The organism is Bacillus horti (assembly GCF_030813115.1).
GTDB classification, from domain to species: Bacteria; Bacillota; Bacilli; order Caldalkalibacillales; family JCM-10596; genus Bacillus_CH; species Bacillus_CH horti.
In genome coordinates this window covers 15,903-37,905 of sequence record NZ_JAUSTY010000025.1, presented here as the reverse complement: position 1 = coordinate 37,905, position 22,003 = coordinate 15,903, and the positions used below count along the sequence as shown (strand labels likewise).

General features: G+C 38.2%; 23 protein-coding genes, 1 tRNA gene and 1 other annotated feature. Of the genes, 15 read left to right on the top strand and 9 right to left on the bottom strand.

The window, feature by feature from the left end; all coding sequences use genetic code 11:
• Positions 1 to 13: 13 nt before the first annotated feature.
• Both J2S11_RS20345 and J2S11_RS20340 read right to left on the bottom strand, forming a co-directional pair.
• Positions 14 to 919, bottom strand: coding sequence for a tyrosine-type recombinase/integrase (locus J2S11_RS20345; RefSeq protein ID WP_307397760.1), 906 nt, complete (start codon positions 917 to 919; stop codon positions 14 to 16).
• 125 nt (positions 920 to 1,044) lie between these two features.
• A tRNA-Val gene (locus J2S11_RS20340) sits at positions 1,045 to 1,119 on the bottom strand.
• Between the two features lie 285 nt (positions 1,120 to 1,404).
• Between J2S11_RS20340 and J2S11_RS20335 the strand changes: the two genes are divergently transcribed.
• Together J2S11_RS20335 and J2S11_RS20330 are read left to right on the top strand one after the other, a co-directional pair.
• Entirely contained in the window at positions 1,405 to 2,598 is a 1,194-nt protein-coding gene (locus tag J2S11_RS20335) for a DUF5780 domain-containing protein (protein ID WP_307397759.1), read from the top strand.
• Between the two features lie 575 nt (positions 2,599 to 3,173).
• The gene (locus J2S11_RS20330) at positions 3,174 to 3,590 is read left to right on the top strand and encodes a hypothetical protein (RefSeq protein WP_307397757.1); all 417 of its coding nucleotides are present in this window, start codon (positions 3,174 to 3,176) and stop codon (positions 3,588 to 3,590) included.
• A gap of 415 nt (positions 3,591 to 4,005) precedes the next feature.
• Here J2S11_RS20330 and J2S11_RS20325 read toward each other — a convergent pair whose 3' ends face one another.
• The gene (locus tag J2S11_RS20325) at positions 4,006 to 4,545 is read right to left on the bottom strand and encodes a GrpB family protein (protein WP_307397756.1); all 540 of its coding nucleotides are present in this window, start codon (positions 4,543 to 4,545) and stop codon (positions 4,006 to 4,008) included.
• A 74-nt stretch (positions 4,546 to 4,619) separates the two neighbouring features.
• Between J2S11_RS20325 and J2S11_RS20320 the strand changes: the two genes are divergently transcribed.
• Positions 4,620 to 4,865 carry a hypothetical protein gene (locus J2S11_RS20320; protein WP_307397754.1) on the top strand — a complete coding sequence of 82 codons (246 nt, stop codon included), beginning with the start codon at positions 4,620 to 4,622 and terminating at the stop codon, positions 4,863 to 4,865.
• A 102-nt stretch (positions 4,866 to 4,967) separates the two neighbouring features.
• Positions 4,968 to 5,339, top strand: coding sequence for an iron chaperone (locus tag J2S11_RS20315; RefSeq protein ID WP_307397752.1), 372 nt, complete (start codon positions 4,968 to 4,970; stop codon positions 5,337 to 5,339).
• Positions 5,340 to 5,439: 100 nt separating this feature from the next.
• On the opposite strand, the gene J2S11_RS20310 is transcribed toward J2S11_RS20315, so the two are convergent.
• Both J2S11_RS20310 and J2S11_RS20305 read right to left on the bottom strand, forming a co-directional pair.
• The gene (locus tag J2S11_RS20310; protein ID WP_307397750.1) at positions 5,440 to 5,655 is read right to left on the bottom strand and encodes a helix-turn-helix domain-containing protein; all 216 of its coding nucleotides are present in this window, start codon (positions 5,653 to 5,655) and stop codon (positions 5,440 to 5,442) included.
• 13 nt (positions 5,656 to 5,668) lie between these two features.
• Positions 5,669 to 6,145, bottom strand: a complete 477-nt coding sequence (locus J2S11_RS20305) for a DUF2975 domain-containing protein (RefSeq protein WP_307397749.1) — start codon at positions 6,143 to 6,145, stop codon at positions 5,669 to 5,671.
• Between the two features lie 243 nt (positions 6,146 to 6,388).
• Between J2S11_RS20305 and J2S11_RS20300 the strand changes: the two genes are divergently transcribed.
• From J2S11_RS20300 to J2S11_RS20280, 5 genes are all read left to right on the top strand, one after another.
• A complete protein-coding gene (locus J2S11_RS20300) occupies positions 6,389 to 8,278 on the top strand; it encodes an SLC13 family permease (protein WP_307397748.1) in 1,890 nt (629 codons plus the stop codon).
• A gap of 442 nt (positions 8,279 to 8,720) precedes the next feature.
• Positions 8,721 to 9,365, top strand: coding sequence for a PAQR family membrane homeostasis protein TrhA (gene trhA, locus J2S11_RS20295; protein WP_307397746.1), 645 nt, complete (start codon positions 8,721 to 8,723; stop codon positions 9,363 to 9,365).
• A 308-nt stretch (positions 9,366 to 9,673) separates the two neighbouring features.
• Positions 9,674 to 10,423, top strand: coding sequence for a hypothetical protein (locus J2S11_RS20290; RefSeq protein ID WP_307397744.1), 750 nt, complete (start codon positions 9,674 to 9,676; stop codon positions 10,421 to 10,423).
• A gap of 6 nt (positions 10,424 to 10,429) precedes the next feature.
• Positions 10,430 to 10,804 carry a GntR family transcriptional regulator gene (locus tag J2S11_RS20285; protein WP_307397743.1) on the top strand — a complete coding sequence of 125 codons (375 nt, stop codon included), beginning with the start codon at positions 10,430 to 10,432 and terminating at the stop codon, positions 10,802 to 10,804.
• A complete protein-coding gene (locus J2S11_RS20280; RefSeq protein WP_307397741.1) occupies positions 10,804 to 11,496 on the top strand; it encodes an ATP-binding cassette domain-containing protein in 693 nt (230 codons plus the stop codon). The genes J2S11_RS20285 and J2S11_RS20280 overlap by 1 nt, the downstream gene beginning before the upstream one ends.
• A 124-nt stretch (positions 11,497 to 11,620) precedes the next feature.
• Here J2S11_RS20280 and J2S11_RS20275 read toward each other — a convergent pair whose 3' ends face one another.
• Positions 11,621 to 11,968, bottom strand: a complete 348-nt coding sequence (locus J2S11_RS20275; RefSeq protein ID WP_307397810.1) for a YflT domain-containing protein — start codon at positions 11,966 to 11,968, stop codon at positions 11,621 to 11,623.
• Positions 11,969 to 12,184: 216 nt separating this feature from the next.
• Here J2S11_RS20275 and J2S11_RS20270 point away from each other — a divergent pair, with 216 nt between their 5' ends.
• Both J2S11_RS20270 and J2S11_RS20265 read left to right on the top strand, forming a co-directional pair.
• Complete coding sequence (locus J2S11_RS20270) at positions 12,185 to 12,472, top strand: hypothetical protein (RefSeq protein ID WP_307397739.1); 288 nt, start codon at positions 12,185 to 12,187, stop codon at positions 12,470 to 12,472.
• Positions 12,473 to 12,542: 70 nt separating this feature from the next.
• Positions 12,543 to 13,631 carry a superoxide dismutase gene (locus J2S11_RS20265; protein WP_307397736.1) on the top strand — a complete coding sequence of 363 codons (1,089 nt, stop codon included), beginning with the start codon at positions 12,543 to 12,545 and terminating at the stop codon, positions 13,629 to 13,631.
• A 53-nt stretch (positions 13,632 to 13,684) separates the two neighbouring features.
• Here J2S11_RS20265 and J2S11_RS20260 read toward each other — a convergent pair whose 3' ends face one another.
• Positions 13,685 to 14,233, bottom strand: a complete 549-nt coding sequence (locus J2S11_RS20260) for a L,D-transpeptidase (protein WP_307397734.1) — start codon at positions 14,231 to 14,233, stop codon at positions 13,685 to 13,687.
• 103 nt (positions 14,234 to 14,336) lie between these two features.
• On the opposite strand from J2S11_RS20260, the gene J2S11_RS20255 reads away from it, so the two are divergent.
• Both J2S11_RS20255 and J2S11_RS20250 read left to right on the top strand, forming a co-directional pair.
• Positions 14,337 to 14,555, top strand: a complete 219-nt coding sequence (locus tag J2S11_RS20255) for a DUF2905 domain-containing protein (RefSeq protein ID WP_307397733.1) — start codon at positions 14,337 to 14,339, stop codon at positions 14,553 to 14,555.
• 43 nt (positions 14,556 to 14,598) lie between these two features.
• The gene (locus tag J2S11_RS20250; RefSeq protein WP_307397732.1) at positions 14,599 to 15,414 is read left to right on the top strand and encodes a histidinol-phosphatase HisJ family protein; all 816 of its coding nucleotides are present in this window, start codon (positions 14,599 to 14,601) and stop codon (positions 15,412 to 15,414) included.
• A gap of 468 nt (positions 15,415 to 15,882) precedes the next feature.
• Here the strand turns inward: J2S11_RS20250 and serA are convergent, their stop codons facing one another.
• Both serA and J2S11_RS20240 read right to left on the bottom strand, forming a co-directional pair.
• Entirely contained in the window at positions 15,883 to 17,469 is a 1,587-nt protein-coding gene (gene serA / locus J2S11_RS20245) for a phosphoglycerate dehydrogenase (protein ID WP_307397730.1), read from the bottom strand.
• Positions 17,459 to 18,610 (bottom strand): pyridoxal-phosphate-dependent aminotransferase family protein, encoded by a 1,152-nt coding sequence (locus tag J2S11_RS20240; protein ID WP_307397728.1) that lies wholly within the window; start codon positions 18,608 to 18,610, stop codon positions 17,459 to 17,461. Before J2S11_RS20240 ends, serA begins: the two co-directional genes overlap by 11 nt.
• Positions 18,611 to 18,723: 113 nt before the next feature.
• Positions 18,724 to 18,958: a binding site (T-box leader), on the bottom strand.
• 243 nt (positions 18,959 to 19,201) lie between these two features.
• Here J2S11_RS20240 and J2S11_RS20235 point away from each other — a divergent pair.
• Together J2S11_RS20235 and J2S11_RS20230 are read left to right on the top strand one after the other, a co-directional pair.
• Positions 19,202 to 20,353 (top strand): YpbB family protein, encoded by a 1,152-nt coding sequence (locus J2S11_RS20235; protein WP_307397726.1) that lies wholly within the window; start codon positions 19,202 to 19,204, stop codon positions 20,351 to 20,353.
• A 38-nt stretch (positions 20,354 to 20,391) separates the two neighbouring features.
• Positions 20,392 to 22,002, top strand: coding sequence for a RecQ family ATP-dependent DNA helicase (locus J2S11_RS20230; RefSeq protein WP_307397725.1), 1,611 nt, complete (start codon positions 20,392 to 20,394; stop codon positions 22,000 to 22,002).
• Position 22,003: the final 1 nt, after the last annotated feature.

Here is a 22,003-nt window from a genome sequence, read left to right as displayed (position 1 = left end):
AGTACATTCCTCCTTAAATGTCCAATGAATTTAATGGGCTGTATTTTTCTGCTTGATCTCTCAATGCCGTACCCCACAAGGCTACATAACGCATAGTCATATCGAGTTTAGAGTGACCAAGTAATTTTTGTAATGTAAATACATCCATACCAGCCATTAGACATCGGTGAGCAAATGAGTGACGGAAGGTGTGTGCCGACAATCTGCAATTTTTAAAGTTCATTATAGCCTTTAAACGCTGAAATATTTGCTTACCAGCACTTGTTGTCATCTTATGGTTGAGTGAATTAGTGAATACATATTGTGGTTCGAATCTGAAATGATTATCTACATAGTGTTTGTATGCAAGTAGTTCCTTTGTTAATTTGTCAGTGATAGGGATACTTCTTGACTGTCTCTTTTTACCAAAAACAACAATAGTACCAGTATCTAAATCTACATCAGACCACTTGAGATTACACATTTCCCCTAATCGTACACCTGTAGCAAGCAGAAATATAATAATTGTATGATCACGATAAGCAAAAAATGATTTATCTCTGCCTTTTAATCGTCTGTAATAGGCTAACATCTGTCTAATTTGCTCATCTGAAAATACTTCAATTTGAACATCTTCACGAACATAAGAGATTTTCTTCATGGGGTTCTTTGCTTCTATAATGACTTCACATGAGAACATAAAATTGAAGAAGGATTTAAGCGTTCTGATTCTGCTATTCCTAGTTGATGGTGCATCATTTTGAAAATTCATCAAAAAGGATTTAACATGATTTGAAGTAACTTCTTCTACATTGATAACTTCATTTTCAGTCATATAGTTGTTAAATTGATTAAACTGTTGCTCATACCGCCTAATGGTATGCTCTGAAACATTCATGAATTTTCGCTCATTAATAAACTCATCTATACCAAATTTCAAATGCAAAAAAGACCACCCCTAACTTAAATTTTCATTTAAATTAGAAAGTAGTCTTATAAGATAATTATGTAATTCACCTTAACCACTTTTACAGGAAAGTAATTAATATGTGATATTCCCTTATTTGGTGACTCGGACTGGGTTCGAACCAGCGACCCCCACCCTGTCAAGATGGTGCTCTCCCACTGAGCTACCGAGTCAGGTAACATATAAAAATATAGCATTAACGACATTACATTGTCAATTAGCTGTAATAGGATTTTATAATGAAACTCAAAATAAAAGGAAAATTAAAATAGAAAAGAAATAGAATGAAAATGAACATAAAGAAGAAAATGAAGAAAAAGATGAGTAAAAAGGTGCTCTAATCAAGTACTTTTCTTTTTAATGTTTTTTTGGAAAAATTTTCACGTATTTAGAGACAATATACCTATCTCTATAGTAAAATTTAACTAATAAATATTTAAATATTTGGGGGGAAAGATTTGATTATTTGTAAAAAATGTAATGCTGAATTGCAAGATGGAAGTATTTTCTGCAACAAATGTGGGGCAAATTTATCTGAAAAGAAAAATCATCTGTTCAAGCCAAATCTTAAATTAATCATTCCTAGTATAGGTGGGTTAATTCTTATAGGACTGATACTATTTTTACTAATTGGTAATAATCCTATCTCTCAATTCCAAAAAGCAATTCAAGTAAACAACTATGTAGAAGCAAATGAAATTTATGAAAATGAGATACAAGGAAATTTACAGAAAGAAAAGGACTTAGAAGTAATACTTAAAGAGGACTTAGAAGATATTAAGAAAAGATTTATTGCAGGTGAAAATGACTACAGTTCTACAACTACAAAACTGGAAACTATACAAAAAACGGAACTTCTTAAATCAGAGGTAAGTGCTTTACTATCTTATATTAACAAACTAAACAATTCTAGGACTGCCTTTCAAACAGGTGAAGAACTATTAAAAAACAATAATATTAAAGATGCTTTAGTAGAATATAAGAAAGTTGTAGAAGAAGATGAAAATTACTCTAGGGCTCAAGATTTAATTAAAGATAAATCAAATGAATATAAGATTACTGTATTAACCGAGAGTGAACAGAAGGCTTCTGAGCTTAATTATACTGAAGCAATTGATTTGCTGAATGATGCATTGAAAATTATTCCAGGTGATTCTGATCTTGAAGCCAAGAGAACTGTATTTGAGAAACAGAATGAGGAAAAGTTGATCGCTGAGAGAAGAGAGAAAATGGAGGAGACAAGAACACAACAAGAAGTTGAAGTTCAGTCGGCTGGTATAGTAATTCAGAGTACGGAATACAAATCACTATATCCAGATATGATACAAGTAATTGTACATAATAATACAGATAAAACAGTTAAAAGTATGCTAGTATCAATGTTAGGATTTGATACAAATGGATTGCCAGTAAAAATTGAACGGAGATTTGGTAATTCCTCCTTTGAATTTATCGGTATGGCTGATAATGTAAATATTATATCAAATGCTACATTCGGCAAAGATAACGGCTGGGAAGTTGATAAGTCTCATGGTATAAAAACTGTTCTTGCTTGTGTTAAAGAGGTTGAGTATTATGATGGGACTAAATGGGAAAACCCGTATTATGAATATTGGGTTGAGGAATATAAAGAGAAACCTTTAACAAATTAATATTGCGAACAACTATAGAGCCTACCATTAGGTGGGTTTTTATTATTTCTTCTTACGTAGTAGTCAATGCATGGCGAATCTCTTTATTACTAATTTTTAAGGAGGTTTTCAAAAATGAAGTATCAAAATATCCTGTTCTATTTTGCTTCGTCTTATCGATCATCACTAAATATATCATTCAAGGAGGTTTTACCTATGACAAATTTAGAATGTCTACAACTTGAAACTAAGGGGATTACACTACTGAGCAATGAATTAGGAGTCTCTATCTCATGGAATCAGATTAGCGCCTAGTGCAGAGTATCAAGCCCAATCAGCCAACAAATAAGCGTAACATTTATCGTGCTGCATCCTCCATTCTTGGTTGTTACTGCAAATGGGCAAATCGTATCTCAAATTAATGATTTTGTATTTCTCAAATTTCAAAATATATTTCTCCTTTTGTTAAACTACCCATAATCTCATTCTTGTAATTAAATATAAGAATAGAATAAATTGAGTATAAAAGGATGTAAAGAAGGCATTTCGTACAGTGTTAGAATTACAGTAATCTTGATTTTTGGAGGATATTGCAAATGAAATATTTAATAGTAGTTATTATTGTCACTAGCACCTTAACCGGATGCTCATACGAAACTTTGGATAAAGCCATAGAAAGTAAATGGAATCAATCAATTGATATTGTTAACAAAATAGATAAACATCAGGTTGTCTTATTTAAATCTGGTGAGCTATACGTACTTAGCACATATGAAAAAGATAAAAGCAGGTATAAATATTCAACAAATGACGAAGAGGGGTGGAGTTTTTCTGGGGAAACTAATATCTCATTTCTAATTAAAGTAAGCCAAATAGAGCAGATAGGGAACGTAGTGTGGGGAGGGTTACTTACTGATTTAAATATTGACGAAGTTGTCATTTGGTTTAATCATATGGAAGATCCCGAGAATTCGTTTGAAATAAGATTAGAAGTATTAAATAACACTTTTTAGGGGAAGTCCCTGAATTGTATAAATATGAAAATTTTTATTCGAGAAAATGGGAACATCAATTAGAAGTTAGAGATGTAAATGGTCAAGTTATTAAATTAGATTAGTACTAATACTCGCTAATCAAACAGGAAACGATAATTCGGTTCTTTTTACCGCCCTTTCAATGGGGCGGTTTTTTTAGAAAATTCAACACGTTAAAGTTTAACATGGACATTATTTAAAAAAACTCTTCATTTAAAAAAATTTCCAAAAATAACTTTAAAATTGTAGTACTACGGTATTTCTTCTTTTATTTTTCGCTTACCCTAGAAGTTTTCGTGGAGATCTTGGGGACAAAACATAGAAAACATTCCAAAAGAGAACAAATACGAACGAATAAACCTTAATTCACAAGGGCTAATGGAATCTTTGAAATTTAGTAATGCTTGTTATTTCGGCTCCATTCAAGCGCCCTTTGTTCTAAGCCTTGGACAAAATCATGTTTTCCACGACTATATCCCTCAATGTCTTTAGGAAATAGCACCGCAAGTCGCTCTTTTAACCTCCCATATTCAATCCTATCTTCTTTATGGCTTCTGAGATAATCACGTACGGCAAGATGACGTTTAATTTCATATGTATTATCATTTTGAAAGATATGAATTTGGTGGGTTCTATTTTCTCCGCCTTTTCGAAAGTACCTTCTCCCTGAAATTCCTAGCTCTCCAAGGGGCTCATAGCCTATTTTTTGCATTTCTTCATTGAACTGATCTACTTTTTCAATGTCCCTGACGATGGGCATGATGTCGATGATTGGTTTAGCTTTTAAATTCGGTACAGCTGTACTTCCTATATGATAAATTTCAATGAGTTCCTCTTTTAATATATCTTTGATCAATTTTGCTTCCTTGTTATATAGTTCAACCCATGTCTCATTATAATCTGTAACAATAATATTCATTGATCGATTAACCATTAAAAAATTCCTCCCTTTACTACATATTATAATAAACTATAGATAAGTAATGATCTATATTGGAGGTCTTCATTTTGTTAGGTAAAGTCAATTTAAAAGAAGTAAAAAAGCAAGATAGAATTAACTACTTACAATATCTGAGCTTAGCCGATGAACGAGAAATGATTAACAGGTATATTGATCAAGGAGAATTGTATGAAATAACTTTAAATGGAGAAACAATTGGTCGGAATTTTAACAAGATGATTGTCGGGACGGCAAATAGTAGCATAGATAATATGGCATTTTATCAAAAGCAGGGTTCAGAATGTCTAGTATAGACAAAGAGTTCTTTCTAAAATACCCCGAACCGATTTATGAAGGTGGGATTCAAGCAATGGATATGATAATATTTGAAAAAAGAACTGTAAGGAGAGAATAGCATGGAAACTTTTGAAGATTATTTAGCTACTATAGATCATCCAGAACACAGGGCACAAATTGAAGAAGTTTTGACCTGGGTAAAGAAGAAGTTCCCGAATCTTGAGCAAAAAATAGCATGGAAGCAGCCCATGTTTACGGATCACGGAACCTTTATTATTGGCTTTAGTGTAGCGAAGCAGCATTTTGCTGTATCACCTGAAAGAGCAGGGATGATTCATTTTGAAGATGATATCGTACAGGCTGGTCATAGTCACACTAAGGAGCTAGTACGTTTCAAATGGGACAGTCCTGTCGATTACTCCTTACTTGAGAAGATGATTGAGTTCAATATTATGGACAAGGCAGATTGTACAACCTTTTGGAGAAAATAGGAAGCTAGCAATTGTTTGTAGCCTTCTGCAAACAAGGTTACCGCCCTTGCAAGAAGACACTCCATATATTAAAGCTATGGAATGTCTTTTTTGTTGTATGTTAAGTACGATCCTCATTCCTATACTCCAAAATATCTCCTGGCTGGCAATCTAACGCTTCACATATTGCTTCCAATGTTGAAAATCGGATAGCTTTCGCCTTGCCATTTTTCAATATAGAAAGATTGGCCATAGTGATCCCAACCTTTTCCGAAAGCTCCGTGACACTCATCTTCCTTTTAGCTAACATCACATCAATATGAACAATAATAGACATAATTACACCTTACCTACACGGTTAAATCATTTTCTAATTTTAATTGCAGGGCACTATTAAGTAACTCCTTAAGCAGGGCAGAAAAAAGAGAAATGACACTGGATGCAAAAATAATGGCTATACCCATCAGTAATACTCCAGGGTGTAAAGCATTTAGTGAATATAATCCTAAAGCACCGAAGATGTAGATGATACTAATGGCTATGGCATAGTATTTGATATGGTTTAAAGACTGAACGGCTGCTTCTGAAAAAGCATTTTTTCTTTGAATATATCCTAAAAGCTTAAACCCTTGATACAGAGCAGCCATAAAAGGAATCACTGTGACATACAAACCGATAAGAACTGGAAAGCGTAAATAGGCATATTCAGGATGCATCTCCGCTGATCTCTCAGCTACCCATGGTAACCAGAATATACTTAAAGCAAGTACAAGAGTACCAATCACAAATATAGCAAGCTTTAAAAAGACTATCATTCCACGTTTCACTAGCACAACACCTCCCTTTGCTTAAATCATTAAGATTATAATTTAGCATAGCACTTAATTTATCGAAAAACAATAAATTAATATTCTTTAACAATATGTAAAGTTGTTTATAAAAAATGCAAAGGCTTACAATAGTAGGCGTCACGACCTGTTCACAACTATTACTATATCTTATAGAGTAATTTATGATATATTAAACCGAAAGAGATTCTTTTAGATATATCTCCAAGATGGAGGACGAGTATGACTTCTGATATGATGATTACTTTATCTGTGCTGGCCATTACAGCTGCACTGTTTATGAGTGGAAAGGTTCGTTCGGACCTTGTGGCCATTTGTTCATTGATTGTCCTTGTATTATTTGATATTTTAACGCCTGACGAGGCTTTATCAGGGTTTGCGAATTCTATTGTTATTATGATGATTGGCTTATTTGTCGTCGGTGGCGGAATATTTCAAACGGGCCTAGCAAAAATGGCTAGTGGTCGTCTGCTTAAGCTTGCGGGTACAAGTGAAACACGTCTGCTAGTTACGATTATGCTGGCTTCGGCAGGGATTGGTGCCTTTGTTAGTAATACAGGCACTGTAGCGGTTATGCTGCCGATTGTTGTGAGTATGGCGATGAGCTCAGGCATCAGTCCTAGTCGCCTATTAATGCCCTTAGCGTTTGCAAGTAGTCTTGGTGGGGCCCTTACTTTAATTGGTACACCACCTAACCTCGTCATTAGAGAAACGTTAATGAACGCTGGCTTTGAGGAGCTTTCCTTCTTTTCCTTTACACCCATCGGGTTAGTCTGTGTGGGCCTGGGAACGATCCTAATTGTTGTTCTAAGTAAATTTCTGCTACCTAAGGGAGCGAAGAAAGCAAAGGGTACTCGCGGAGAGGGTCGTTCATTAGAGGAGCTAGCGGGACAGTATCAGCTATCTCAAAACCTGTATCGAGTACAGGTTGGTGAGGGATCACCGATTACATCAAAAAAACTAATCGATTTAGATATTCCAAAGCGTTATCATGTACATATTATTGAGCTCCGGCGTAGAACCTCCTCGAAGAATCCGTTTTTCAAAACGATTAATCAGGAGATTGCTGGACCAACTACGCTTCTTCAAGAGCAAGATATTCTGTACGTGTATGGTGCCTTTGAACAGGTTGAACAATTTGCGAAAGAAAATGGTTTGGATCTCCTTGATCAACAAGTTGTAGAAAGAACGGGAGATAATCCTTCAAAACCGTCAAGTCAATCAAATGGCTATGCTTCGAGGGAGATTGGGATTGCTGAGGTGTTGCTACCTCCAAATTCAGCATTAATTAATAAATTGGTGAAGCACTCTGGCTTCCGTGAAAAATATAATGTTAATATCCTTGGGATTCAACGCAAGGGAGAATATCTTCTACATGACTTAAAGGATGAAAAAATCCGTTCTGGTGATGCGCTGCTTGTACAGGGAACGTGGGAAGGAATATCCCTGCTTTCAAAGGAGCAGACAGATGTAGTTGTTGTTGGACAGCCGTTAGAGGCTGCTGCTTCTGTAACACTAGATCATAAAGCACCGATTGCTGGAGGCATCATGCTCCTAATGATCGTGCTGATGATTCTAGATATTTTTCCGGCTGTGGTATCCGTTATGATTGCAGCTGTTCTGATGGTTGTGACAGGATGTTTACGTAACATGGAGGAAGCGTATAAGACGATTAATTGGGAGAGTATCGTCCTCATTGGAGGAATGATTCCTATGTCCATAGCGATCCAAAATACAGGTGCTGCTGCACTACTCTCTACGCAGCTGGTAGAAAGCTTAGGAAGCTTTGGTCCGCTTGCCCTGTTGGCCGGAGTTTACTTTACAACGTCTATCCTGACCCTTTTTATTAGTAATACGGCTTGTGCTGTTTTGTTTGCACCTATTGCTCTAACAGCTGCTGTCGAATTAGGAGTAAGTCCAATGCCATTTATGTTCGCTGTGGCCATTGGAGCAGGTATGTGCTTTGCTGTTCCTTTTTCAACCCCTCCTAATGCGTTGGTTATGTCTGCTGGTAAGTATACGTTTAAGAATTATGTACGATTGGGGCTCCCGTTGCAGCTAATCCTTGGAGTAGTGATGGTGATTTTACTTCCATTCTTTTTTCCTTTTTGATTTATTTTTATAAGTGTATGATCTCTCTGCCTCATAAATAAAGTAAGGGGTAACGAAAGCTGTAAGAGGCATAAAAAAAGGACCTAAGAAAAGCCTTAGATCCAATTAAAGGAGATGCGAATGAGAGGGTCTAGATTGCTATAAGCAAAACTATTCCATAGAACTGGCCTTGAATAAATTGCTAAATAATAACTAGGAAAGAAACTTAGCTTTATCTATGATGGTGTCTTCTTTTCACAACAGCGACCAAAACTTGACCAGGTCTAAGCTTTACAAAAACAATACGACGTTTACGTCTAGACATATTGAATCACCTACCTTTGTATTGGATACTCTATACTATGAAAGTTGATCCAGTATGATTGGACGTATCTGCTAAAGCAAGCATCCATTTTTGAAATAAAGGCGTAAAACCAGAAACTGTACGGGAAGGGGAAAAGAGATGGCAAATACTCATACTTATTCTAGAAAAGAAGAAATGGCTAATGCTGCTACTCATGCTGTTGGTGTAGTCCTCAGCTTAGCAGCTCTTACGATTCTTATCGTATTTGCTAGTATCTACGGAACGTTCACACACGTCATTAGCTTTATCGTTTTCGGTGTAACTATGCTGCTGCTATATACAAACTCTACTTTGCTACACATGATGCCTGCAGGTAAAGTGAAGGATTTGTTTGAGATTTTTGATCATGCATCTATCTACTTATTTATTGCAGGGACCTATACGCCCATTATGCTGATTGTTGTTCCTGGTGCTATGGGATGGGTGATTTTTGGAGTCGTTTGGGGTCTTGCTGTAGCTGGTGTCGTTTTTAAAGTGTTTTTTGTGAAACGATTTTTGTTTATCTCAACCATTCTTTACATTCTACTAGGCTGGTTGGCTATTGTCGTGATTCGACCGATTATGGAGAATATGTCTAGCCTAGGGCTTGTATTGCTCATAGCTGGCGGAGTTTGCTACACAGTAGGGACCATTTTTTACATGTGGAAGCTATTTCCTTATCATCATGCTGTGTGGCATGTATTTGTATTAGCGGGAAGTGCGTGTCACTTCTTTATGGTTCTTTCCATCTTGCAAATTTTTTAAGCTTCCTCTAATGATGGACTAGGTTACTTCTTCGAAAGTTCTACAATAGAACCTTTTCTTAAATAGTGTGTAACATTCGTTGAATAGTATAAAAAAGGTAGCCCAAGTGGTTGCCTTTTCTTTTTTGCGTAAGGGCTTTTTAAGCAGGATAAATGGTAAAGATCGTGCAAAAGAAAAATTTTTAAAATAAAAAGTTGCAATCACTTCTGTTTTAGTGTACTATCTAAATAGAACACTAAAACATAACAACAATCATATTGTTTCTATCTAATGAACAGGTGATTATAAATGAAAGGTGAGATGCCAAAATGAATAGTTGGGTTGGATTATTAAAGAAGGAATTTAGATTAACAAGGACATTGACGATTGCGGGGTTAGCGATTATAGCCGTGGCCTTCATCATTGCTTACTTTATGACGCTTCGCTGGGAGCTTTATCCTATTATTCTTGGGATGACGGCTTTAACGGTGATGGGTCATGTGGCATATTTAGCTATTTATATGTTTGTAAGTCTGCAAGCAGAGTCAAATAAGTTGCATTTATGGCTGCATAATCCACAACCATCTCTACGATTATTGGGAGCAAAGCTTGTTAATGGAGCTGCAGCAAACTTCGTTTCCTTGGCTGTTAGTATAGCCCTATTGATGTTCAGTTTAAATTTTGTAAGTGAAGGTATAGAGACACATCTTCCCTTCAATATAGGGGTTGTGTTTCAGGAAGTCCTAATATTTGCTGGATTTCTTTTCCTAACATCCATTTATATTTCTCTTTGGCTGATAGCGGCTTGGACCGTTTACCAATTCTGTAAGGCATATATCGGAAAATGGAGTTTCATCATTGTATTAATTGGTTTCCTAGCTATATCAACACTTCAAGGAATGTTTGAAAATACAGCGATCTTCGAAACCCTAACAAATTGGGGATATATTTCTGTTACTAGCTTAAACTCTCACTTCTTTGAAGGGATTCACGTTGGAGACATTTTATATTATCTAGTTATTTCTGTAGCATTATTCGGATTTTCTTGCTTTCTATTGGACAGGAAGGTGGAGGTGTAAGAGCGTATGCAGCAGTTTCAGGCATCTAAGCCTATTTATGAGCAAATTGCAGATCGAATTAAACGGCAAATCATCCGCCATGAGCTTAAAGCAGGAGAAAAGCTCCCCTCTGTTAGGGAAATGGCTGTTCAAAGTGGTGTGAACCCTAACACGGTACAGCGTACCTATATGGAGCTAGAACGTGAGGAAGTAGTAGAAACTAAAAGAGGGCAGGGGACGTTTGTGACGGAAAATAAAAACATTTTAGATGAAATGAGAGAGCAGATGAAAACGGAGCAGATCAAAAGCTTTGTAGAGCTTATGCAGGAGATGGGCTACGAGCCTAAGGAAATGCTCAATAGTTTAAAGGACTATATTGCTAAGGATGGAGGGATTGAATAATGATTACGTTTGAGCAAGTAAGTAAGGCGTACCTAGGAAAATATGCTATTAAAGATATTACGACCACATTACCTAAAGGCAAGATTATTGGAGTAGTAGGCCCGAATGGAACGGGGAAATCGACAACGCTTAAGCTTATTGCTGGATTAATTCGTCCGACAAAAGGTCGGGTGACAGTAGATGGGATGGAAGTAGACCGTAAAATAAGCAAGCATGTGACGTACCTTTCTGAGTTAGACGAATATTACACCATGTATTCAGTAATGGAGACTGTTCAGTTTTTTGCCACTCAGTTTGAAGACTTTAACCTGAGTAAAGCAGAAGAAATGATTCAGTTCATGAAGCTTGATCCAAATACGAAGGTAAAGCACCTCTCCAAGGGAAATAGAGGGAGACTAAAAATAATTTTATCCCTAGCGCGTGACGCCTCCTATATCCTAATGGATGAGCCATTGTCTGGACTTGATCCGATGGTTAGAGATACGATAGTAAAAGGATTAGTATCCTTTATCGATCTTGAGAAACAAACGGTTTTAATCTCAACTCATGAAGTCAGTGAGATTGAGCCGATGCTAGATTATGTAGTAGCTATAAAGGACAATCAATTTGTGGAAGTGGCCGATGTTGATCAGCTCCGTCAAGAGGAGCAGTTAAGTATTGTGGAGTGGATGAAAAAAATATATGCTTCCTGAATTTCGTGCAATAAAACCCCAAAGAAAGGTACCCAATAAACGTATGGGTACCTTTCAACACTCTAGCCTTTTATTTATATTTTATGTCTCTAACCTCAAATTAAACAAAAATTCTATCTATCTGTTAAACCCAATCCTGAACCTTTTCATGGTCCATGATAAATAGTAAAATTTTACCCTCATCAAGCTTCTCTTCATACAGCTCAGCTTCAACAGAGCTGAGTCCAATCTCTTCAATCTTTTTACGGAGCTCATCACCTTTGCTGACAAATATATTGCTTACAGCACTTCCTAAGCCAAGCTCTCTAACGCCTATTGTGTTCGCTTCTGCACTGTCTGCAACACGATTTGTACGGTCGTCATCATGAGATAGAATAAACATGTCATTTTTGTCAATCCCACGGTTAGCCAGCTCTTGAACGTCATGGACGAGCTTTTCATCATTCATATATTCTCTGACAACAGGTTTCATCATTAATCCCTCCGTTTTAGTTTCTAGTAAAGAATTACTAGTATTCTATATGTACACGTTCTTCAAAATTCTTAAACCTTTTTGTATCGGAATCCCGTATAAATTAAGAGGGATTGGTATATTTTAGATATATGTGCTTTCCTTGATCGGCTTTTTATAGAAGGGTGAAGCAAAGATGGAGTAAGCAGGAGAAGAATGTTAGGAGGAAAAAGAAGTATGTTGTATTTACAGCCCCAGTTCCGCACAAATTCAGGAGAAATTTTTAATGTCATATCTAGTAAAGAAAAAATATTAGGGTATCTATTATACATTTACAAGGAAAATGATCATCTGTACGTGCTCGGGCACTTGGATGATATTGGAGAACGGCAAAATTATGTGGATGTGCTGAAGCATTTTGTAGAAGGCTTAAAGAAAATTTGCGGAGCTAAAGAAGAGCCATTCGTAAAAATCTATTGTGGGGGAGAGCAGATCGATCTTTCAAAAGAAGAAGGGAAATCATAACTCATATGTCTCACCAACTCCTAGGCATTTACATATAGTAAAGAAACATGATTGGCTTAGGAGGGAAAGTATGTTTGATGCTCAACGAAATCAAGCCTACCTAACAGAATTATTAGATTGGGCTAAAAAAACGAAGCAAGCCGGTTGGGAAAATGGTAGGGAGCTAAAGGAACATGAAGCGAGAATTTTAAGTAACTGGCAAAATGAGATGAATACACTCATCGAGCATATTCACATTCAGCTTAAGAAAGAGGCAAGTTTATCAGAGACTGCTTTAAAAACTGGGACGAGTAAGGAAACCTTTCGCCCTTCGTCAAAAAAAGGAGAGCAAGCAAAGTCCGTTGAAATAATGGAGCTTGAGCAGAGAGCCTCCTCTTTGTATTATATGCTGATGGATTTACTTTCGAAAAAATCAGCTACACCATTCAGCCAGGTCTTTAAAAAAGAAGAAGAAACTAAGGCGGTTCCAGCTCAGGGTATGGAGTCTAGTAGCTCAGGTACACCGCATATGGAGCAAGCTGTTCCAAAGCGTAGTGTTCCTATTGGTGAGCAGCGTCTACCGCCTTTACCTTATGCGTATGACGCATTAGAACCGTATATTTCAGAGGAAATCATGAGGCTACACCATGATAAGCACCATCAAAGCTATGTCGATGGCTTAAATAAAGCTGAAAAAATGATGGCTGAAGCGCGTAGAACGGGGAACTATGATCTGCTACGTCATTGGGAAAGAGAAGCCGCGTTCAATGGATCAGGACATTATTTGCATACGATCTTTTGGCATAATATGAAGCCGAATGGAGGAGGGCGTCCAAGTGGTGAGCTAGCCCATCAAATTAATGAGAGCTTTGGAAGCCTTGACCGGTTTATGCGTCATTTCTCTGAAGCGGCAGACCGGGTAGAGGGCATTGGTTGGGCTATTTTAGTGTGGGCGCCTCGTGCTCAGCGTCTGGAAATCCTGCAGGCTGATAAGCACCAAAATTTTGCTCAGTGGGATGTAATTCCATTACTTGTACTAGACGTTTGGGAGCATGCGTATTATTTGCAATATCGTACAGACAAAAGAGCATACATTCAAAACTGGTGGAACCTTGTGAACTGGGATTATGTAGAAAAACGCTTTAATGAAGCTAAAGAGCTTAGATGGCATCCATACTAAAGGGGGAAAAGCTAGGAGTGGTACAATGTTATCAAACACTCCACTCCTAGCTTTTAACGCGTTTTAGATGAATCCTTAATGATTACGGGCGTACCAATCTGAATATGCTGATACAACCATTCTACCTGTTTGTTTTGTAATCGAATACAGCCTTGTGTGACATGGCCACCTATAGAATAGGGATTATTGGTGCCATGAATACCATATTTATAACCGCTAGTGTAAGGTACGTCTAACCCTAACCAACGTGTTCCTAAGGGATTTTTCGGATCTCCACCAGCGATGTTTTTAGGTAAATACCAAGGCTTTTCTACTTTTGTTACAATTCGAAATTTCCCTAAAGGAGTATGAGTTTTGTTTTTCCCAGTAGCTACCTTAAACGTATACATCAGCTGTGTGTTAAGAAATATCTTAAGAACATTGGTGGCAATATCTATTTCTAGATGGACACCCTCAAATTCAGCTTCTATAGCTGGCTGTTGATTTAGTGGACTAGCTTGTTGAGCCTGACCGATTGCCGAAACAGGAATAGGGTGAAGGAGCAAGAGGAAACATAGTGTTAAAACCCCAATATAACGGGTATGGTACTTCATATGGAACATAGAAAACACCTTCCTTTAATTTGTAGCTCTTAAGCGTTATGCCTAACAGCTACGGTCATCTTATGGTTGAAATTGAGTCAAAAGTATGAGGTGAGACCAGATTATGAATCCAATAGCTAAATGGTTGATCATTGGTGGTATTGCCCTTATTCTTGCAGGTTTGATCTGGCAGATATTTGGTCGATTCATCCCCTTTGGTAAGCTGCCAGGGGATATCGTGATTAACCGTGAAAATGTTAAAGTGTTTTTTCCTATAACAACGATGATCATCATTAGTATTGTCCTTTCTTTGTTATTTTCATTAGGGCGTTTTTTTCGGTAGCTAGACATGTTATGATAAAGCAAAAAGAACAGGAGTAATAGGGATGCGAACAGACTACCATGTACATATGCATGAAACAGGCGACTTTTCCATAGATTGGCTAAAAAAATATATAGAAAAAGCCAAGCTAGAAGGTATCTCTGAGCTTGGTATTTCTGAGCATGCTTACTTCTTTAATGAAACGAAGGGTATTCTATCCAATCCCTGGGTCGATGGAAGAAGGGGGCTACCAATTGCTTCTTACTTGAGTATGTTTGAGCAAGCCCAAAAAGAAGGCTTACAGGTCAAGATGGGCATTGAAATGGATTACACACCTGAGAAAGAAAATGAAATGCAAGCGTTTATTGAAGCGTACCCCTTTGATTATGTGATCGGTTCCATCCATTGGATTGGGGATTGGGGCATTGATCTTATGGAGTATAGAAGTGAATACGAACGCAGAAATATCCTTGAGGTGTATGAAGCATACTTTGATCAAGTCGTGACTTTAGCAGAGTCCAAGCTATTCGATTTTATAGGACATATTGATTTGGTGAAAATCTTTAATTATCGCCCTACAGATACAGTTTTTTTAGAGCAGCAGTATGATCGAGCTGTTCAGGCCCTAGCTGCTTCAGGTACAAGCATTGAAATTAGTACGGCTGGTTTACGTAAGCCTGTCGGTGAAATCTATCCAGATACCCTTTTATTACAAAAATGCTATGATGCTGGAGTGACGATTGTATTGTGTTCGGATGCTCATCACCCTGATCATATTGGTTATGCGTATGATCAATCCATACAGCTTGCTCAATCGGTAGGATATACAGAGGTACAGACATTCTCAAAAAGGAAAAGAGAAGCTTTTCCTTTGGGTTAACAAAATGGGGAGCTCTAATGGATATAGTTGCATAGATATATGTCCAATGAGAGCTCTAATGGATATAGCTGATAGATATATGTCCAATGAGAGCTCTAACGGATATAGTTGCATAGATATATGTTCAATGAGAGCTCTAATGGACATATTTGCACCTTAGAGGTGCTTTTCGGAGTTCTGCAAATTCTAACGGACAAAATTGCACCTTAGAAGAGTATTTAGATCGAAATGGTTAGATTTTTTCGCTCTAAGAGTCTAAAATGACCGCTAGAAATAGAATGAGCTAAAAATCACCCTCTAAGGGTCTAAAATGACCGTTAGAAGAAGATGATGGTCAACCAACCGTCATCATGCAGTGCTACACCGTGCGCTGGGAGCTGGGCATGGTGCGGAAGCAGGCAGACAAAAGAGCCGTTTCCTAACGTAGAAAAAACTACTTTTGGGACAGCCACTATTGAATTCATCCTATCACAAATCAATTTCCGTTACATTCACAATCTCTTCAAGCTCTCCTAGGTGATCTAATACTTCCTTTCTAGCTTGCTTATCAATGGTGAGCATCATGATCGCAGCACCCCCAACGTCTGCCCGCCCAACCTGCATTGTAGCGATATTCACATCATGGGTGCCAAGAAGTGTACCTACCCTGCCAATAACTCCTGGTTTATCCTGATGGCAAATGTAAATTAAATGTCCCTTTGGAACCACATCGACCGAGAATTCATCAACCTTAACAATTCTTGAACCTAATCCATTTAACAGAGTACCTGACACGGTTCTTGTTTCTTGATTTGTTTTTAGCTCGACAGTAATTAGATTAGTAAAGCCTTTATTAAGGGTATTTTTCTTTTCACTAATTGTTATATCCCTAAGCTTGGCTAGGTGAGGAGCATTTACATAATTCACCTGATAGCCCAAATGATAAGCAAGTAAGCCTTTAATTACATTTCGGGTCAGCGGAGCAACATCCAGCTCAGTTAAATCACCTGAATACTGAATATCAATCTCCTGCGGAGCACCGATCGTAAGCTGAGCTAAAAATGATCCCAGATTTTCACTTAGCACAAAGAACGGTTGTACTTTTTTCATAATGTGACTAGGAACAGAAGGAAGGTTCACTGCATTTTTAAAGGGTAGATCTCTTAGGATATGCAGGACCTCATGGCTGACATCAATAGCCACATTTTCTTGAGCTTCTACTGTACTGGCTCCCAAGTGTGGAGTAGCAATTACCTCTGGAAGCTCCAAAAGGGGATGATTTACAGCAGGTTCAATTTCAAAAACGTCTAATGCGGCACCCGCCACTTTTTTATTCATGATTGCATGATACAAAGCATCTTCGTCTATGATTCCACCACGGGCACAGTTAAGAATATGGACACCCTGCTTCATCAGCTCAAATTGCTTATGGCTAATCAAATGCTTAGTTTCCTTAAGCAGTGGAGTATGCACAGTTATAAAATCTGCTTCAGCTAATACAGTTTCTAGCCCGGCGTAGCGAATACCAAGCTTTTCCGCTTTTTCTTGAGTGAGAAATGGGTCGAAGGCTACAATTTGCATGTTGAAGCCTTTTGCTCTCTTCGCTACCTCTGCTCCAATACGTCCTAACCCCACAATACCTAATGTTTTTCCATTCAGCTCTACGCCAACAAACGATTTCCGATCCCATTCATTTTGCTTTAGCTTGAGGTAGGCTTGAGGTATACGTCTTGATAAAGACATAAGCATGGACATCGTATGCTCAGCCGTTGAGATCGTATTTCCGTCAGGGGCGTTAATCACCACAATTCCTAGCTCTGTGGCCGCTTGAAGAGCAATATTATCTACTCCGACCCCTGCTCTACCAATGACCTTCAATTTTGTAGCATGAGATAGCAGGTCTTTAGTTACTTGAGTTTGACTTCTGACTATGAGAGCGTCAAAATCAGCAATGATGCTACACAGCTCAGCCTCCGAAAGACCACTCTGACGATGCACCTCAACGTCTTCAGCCTGTAACAAGACCTGTATCCCATCATCGCTAAGGGGATCACTAATCAATACTTTAAATGGCATGATAATAAACCTCCTGTGCAGCTTTTAAACCCTGACCTAATTCAATCTCTACCTTCAGTCTTTTTAAAGCAATTTCAACAGCACTGATATACTGAAGTACATCGGAAGGAGCACAATAGCCCATATGCCCAAGGCGGAAAATCTTGCCTTGAAGCTGCTGCTGGCCGCCAGCAATCGTGATCCCAAACTCCTTTTTCAAGATACCTCTCAATTCATCTGCTTGAAAATCTATTGGTCTTATTGCTGTAACCGTAGGAGAGGCGTCTTCATCAGATGTAAGCAAAGGAAGGTTTAACGCTCGACAGGCTGCTCTTGTCATATCTCTCATAAGCACATGTCGTTTAAATACCTGCTCTAATCCTTCTTCTTCAAATAAATTTAGAGTCTGCTGTAAGCCTTGAATTAAGGAAACAGCAGGGGTAAAAGGAGTAGAGAATTCCTTTATGCTATCTCTATATTTCCGTAGATCTAAATAGAAGCGAGGCTGCTTATTCTGATCTATGATTTTTTGAGCCTTCTCACTAATGGCTATGAAGGAAAGACCAGTAGGGAGCATAAATGCCTTTTGTGAACCCGTAACGACGATATCAATACCCCATTCATCCATCTGCATAGGTACAGCACCGACACAGGAGACTCCATCAACAATCACCAGAGCGTCAGATACGTCATGAATGGCTGTAGCTATCTCTGCTACTGGGTTTAGCACAGCCGTAGAGGTCTCACAATAGGTGACAAATACAGCTTTTACCTTTGGATATTGCTTAAGAAATTCGCTTACCTGCTCTGGCTGAACAGAACGACCAAGCTGTACATCAAGACGGTGAACATGAGCCTGATAGGTCTCGCAGATTTTTACAAAACGCTCACCAAAAGCTCCAGTGACCAAAACAAGCACTTCATCATGTGGTTGAAGTGAATTAACGACAGCCGCTTCTAGACCCGCCGTGCCACTATTGGTCAGCAATAAAACCTCATGTGTGGTGCCAAAGATGGGCTTTAGTCGTGGACTTATTTCCTGTAAAAGCTGCTTAAAATCAGAGCTGCGATGTCCAATCATTCCTTGTGCCATAGCTTTTTGCACACTAGGTGGGATTGGGGTGGGGCCTGGAATACGTAATGTTTGATGATCAGGTAACATGTTTCTCTCCTCCTCATTTCTCTTTAACTAATCCATACTAAGACTTACACAAAGCAGAGTGGATTTATTTGGAAGCTTTAGGTATTAAAAAAACCTCCCACCACTTACTCTAGGTAAGGGGCGAAAGGTTAACTCACGCGGTACCACCCTTTTTCTCTATAATGACGAAAATTATAGACTCATAGGAAAATAGCGGATAACGGGGCTATGTCCCGATTAGATCTACTCAATATCTTTCGATCTAGCAACTTAAAAGGGCTAAGCGTAAATGGAATCACTGGTTTGCAGCACCCACCAGCTCTCTGGAGATTCTAGAATCTACGCTCATGACTTTGTCATCGTTATTTAGATATAAATAGCATAATTTTCGTACATTCATAACTGTCAAAAAATTTAGCACATTAATTTAGTAAATAATCTAACATGCTAGCGTTGCATCTGTCAATCCTTTTTTAATAAAAGATTTCCAGGGTATTTTTTGAAAGCGCTATCTATTACAGGAGCGGCAAAAAGTCGTTTTTTGCTCACAACTTATAGTAGAATAGAAGCAAACAAATGGAGATGTAAAGCGTCAAATAAAAGAGAACTAAGATGGATGTGAATAGGGGAATGAATGGAATCCACATCATTTTGTTACATATGCTACAAAGGATGAATGGTGAGAGAACGGTGTCCGGATGCTACCACATTTTGAAAGGGAAAAAAAGTGGACAAGCGATTCAGGATGCAGCTCTTTATGGATATAAAAGCTGGTTCGGTATGCTACCAAGGCTAACAGAACATGAGTGGCATGCGATAGTTAAAGATTCAATTAAGAGAGGTTACATACAGAAGGTAGAAAGAATTGAGGACAGCCCTGAGGTTTCTTACTCAGCATCAAGCCAGAAAAAAAAGGAGTTCTATGACATTACTCCAGCAGGAGAATCGCTACTAGCTCATGCGGTAAGTAAGTTTCAAATCAGTCAACGTGCTTTTTATCTTGAAGATAGTTTGTTAGGTTATCAGGAGGTCATCCTTTTCTGGAAAAAGCTTCAGTTGCTTACACAAGTGCTCTCGCACTACTTATACAACTCACAGCATTACACTCCAATCATTGAAGATATCACCATTCAGCAATGGTTTAAAGCGTATTGGAGTGGAATTAAAGATAAAGAAACCTACGCAAATGAGCTTTTAGCTGAAATCAATATTTTATTAGGGGAAATGGAGGATGAGCTTATTCCGGAATTGCTGGTACAAAGGCTTACAGGCTTTCAGGTAGCTGGTCAAACCCTGTATCAATTAGAAAAGAAGTGGGGCATTCCAGAGGCATTGCTACATGTCTTTCATTATCAAGGAGTAGGTCGGTTATATAAAGAGATCCTTCGTAATAAAAAATTAATAAAGCTTACCCCTTTGTGTCAGTCAAAGGGGACCGAACAGATACGGTTGACTGTCTCTACAAGAAAAACGTATGAGCTTTTAAAAAGAAAAATGACTCTAGAACAAATTGCAAAGAAGCGTGGTTTAAAATTAAGCACTATAGAGGATCATCTTGTAGAAATTGCTATCTACGATCCCGATATGGATATAAGCTACTTTTTACCATTGCCCCTTAGGAGAAAGATAAATCAAACAAGCCAAACCTTACAATCAAAGAAACTAAGTGACATCAAAAATTACTTAGATGAGGACGCAAGCTATCTGCAAATACGTTTGGCTTTATTAACAGGGAGTGCCTATAAAGGAGGGGAGTTAGCCTGAACAAATTTAGTATAGATCAAATCGCTACGGAGCAGTATTTGCTCCGGATACTAAAAAAGGAATTTGGTTATTCCTCCTTTCAACCCGGACAGCTTGAAGTGATTCAATCTATTTTAGCCGGAAAGGATACCTTTCTTATTCAAGCGACAGGCGGTGGAAAATCCTTATGCTATCAGCTCCCATCCTTATTACTAGAGGGTATTACTGTTGTTATCTCACCATTGATTTCGTTAATGGAGGATCAGGTAAAGGAAGCGCGTCGTTTTGGACGCAAGGACATCATTGCTTTTCACAGTGGGCATAGTGTTGAACAAAGAAAATACATCCTAGCTCACCTCCACCAGTATAAGCTGATTTTAATATCTCCTGAAGGCTTGCAATCAGACTATATGATTAATGCTTTGCAGCGAAGGAGGGTAAGCTTATTTGTTGTAGATGAAGCTCATTGTATCTCACAATGGGGACATGATTTTCGAATGGAATATCTTACTTTGAAGGAAACTAGGGACCATTTAGGAAGACCAGTATGTCTTGCTTTGACGGCAACGGCTACCTCTGAGGTTAAGCAGGATATTATTCATTTTGGAGGCTTGATTGATCCACAGTTATTTGAGCACACCGTGGATCGACCTAAAATCAAGCTTGAGGTGGAGCATGTAGACACTGAGGAAGAGAAGCGTAGACAAATTTTGAGCATAGTTCAAGCTCGTCAAGACGCAGGTTTAATCTATTGTTCAACTCGAGCAAAAACGGAAGAGCTCGTCGAATATTTATTTCTACATGGTATAGAACAGGTTGCCTATTATCATGGTGGCTTAAGTGCAGAGGAAAGATTTATGATTCAAGAGCAATATCTTAATGGAGAACTGAAGCTAGTTTGCGCTACAAACGCTTTTGGTATGGGTGTCAATAAGTCTAATATCCGCTATGTCATACATTATCACTTTCCTAACCATATTGAGCAATATGTACAGGAAATGGGCAGGTGTAGTCGAGATGGGAAGGATGGTCTTTCCTATGTCCTTGTACAAAATGGAGATGAGCATATCCCTTATCATTTTATCGAAAATGAATTTCTGACGAAGGAGCAGCTTAAGGTTTTCCTACAAATACAGCACACCTCAGAAGAGCAGGGTTCCGTAATAGAGCTTGAAGAGTGGAAGGAACTGCTTTTCTGCTCAGAGCAGTCTATCTCTGTGGTACTACATCATTATAAAAATGCGGTATCCTTATCTAGAGAAGCACAGCTAGAAGCGCTAGACTGGCAGTTTGAACAGCTGAAAAGGAAAAAAAGAAACAAAGTAGCGAGTATGATCAGGTGGTTACAATTAGAAGCTAGCGCTTGTCGGAGGAAGGAGATATTGGATTACTTTTCTCAAAGTATGGAAGCTCCTCCGCTAGTCTGCTGTGATTTATGTGATCAAAATAGAGCTATGGCTCAAAATCAAGATAAGCACAGCCTTCAAGCTCAAGAGAGTGCTCAGGATCAAAATAGAGCTGTAGATCAAAATGGATCTCGGAGTAGATACGAGGACATTGACTCACATAATAACCCTACTGTGCAAAAAGAGTCATTTCAACGAGTAGAACAATTATGGTCAGAGAAACTAAAAAGATTGTGGCCAATCCCAGCAAGAGATGGTGAATAGA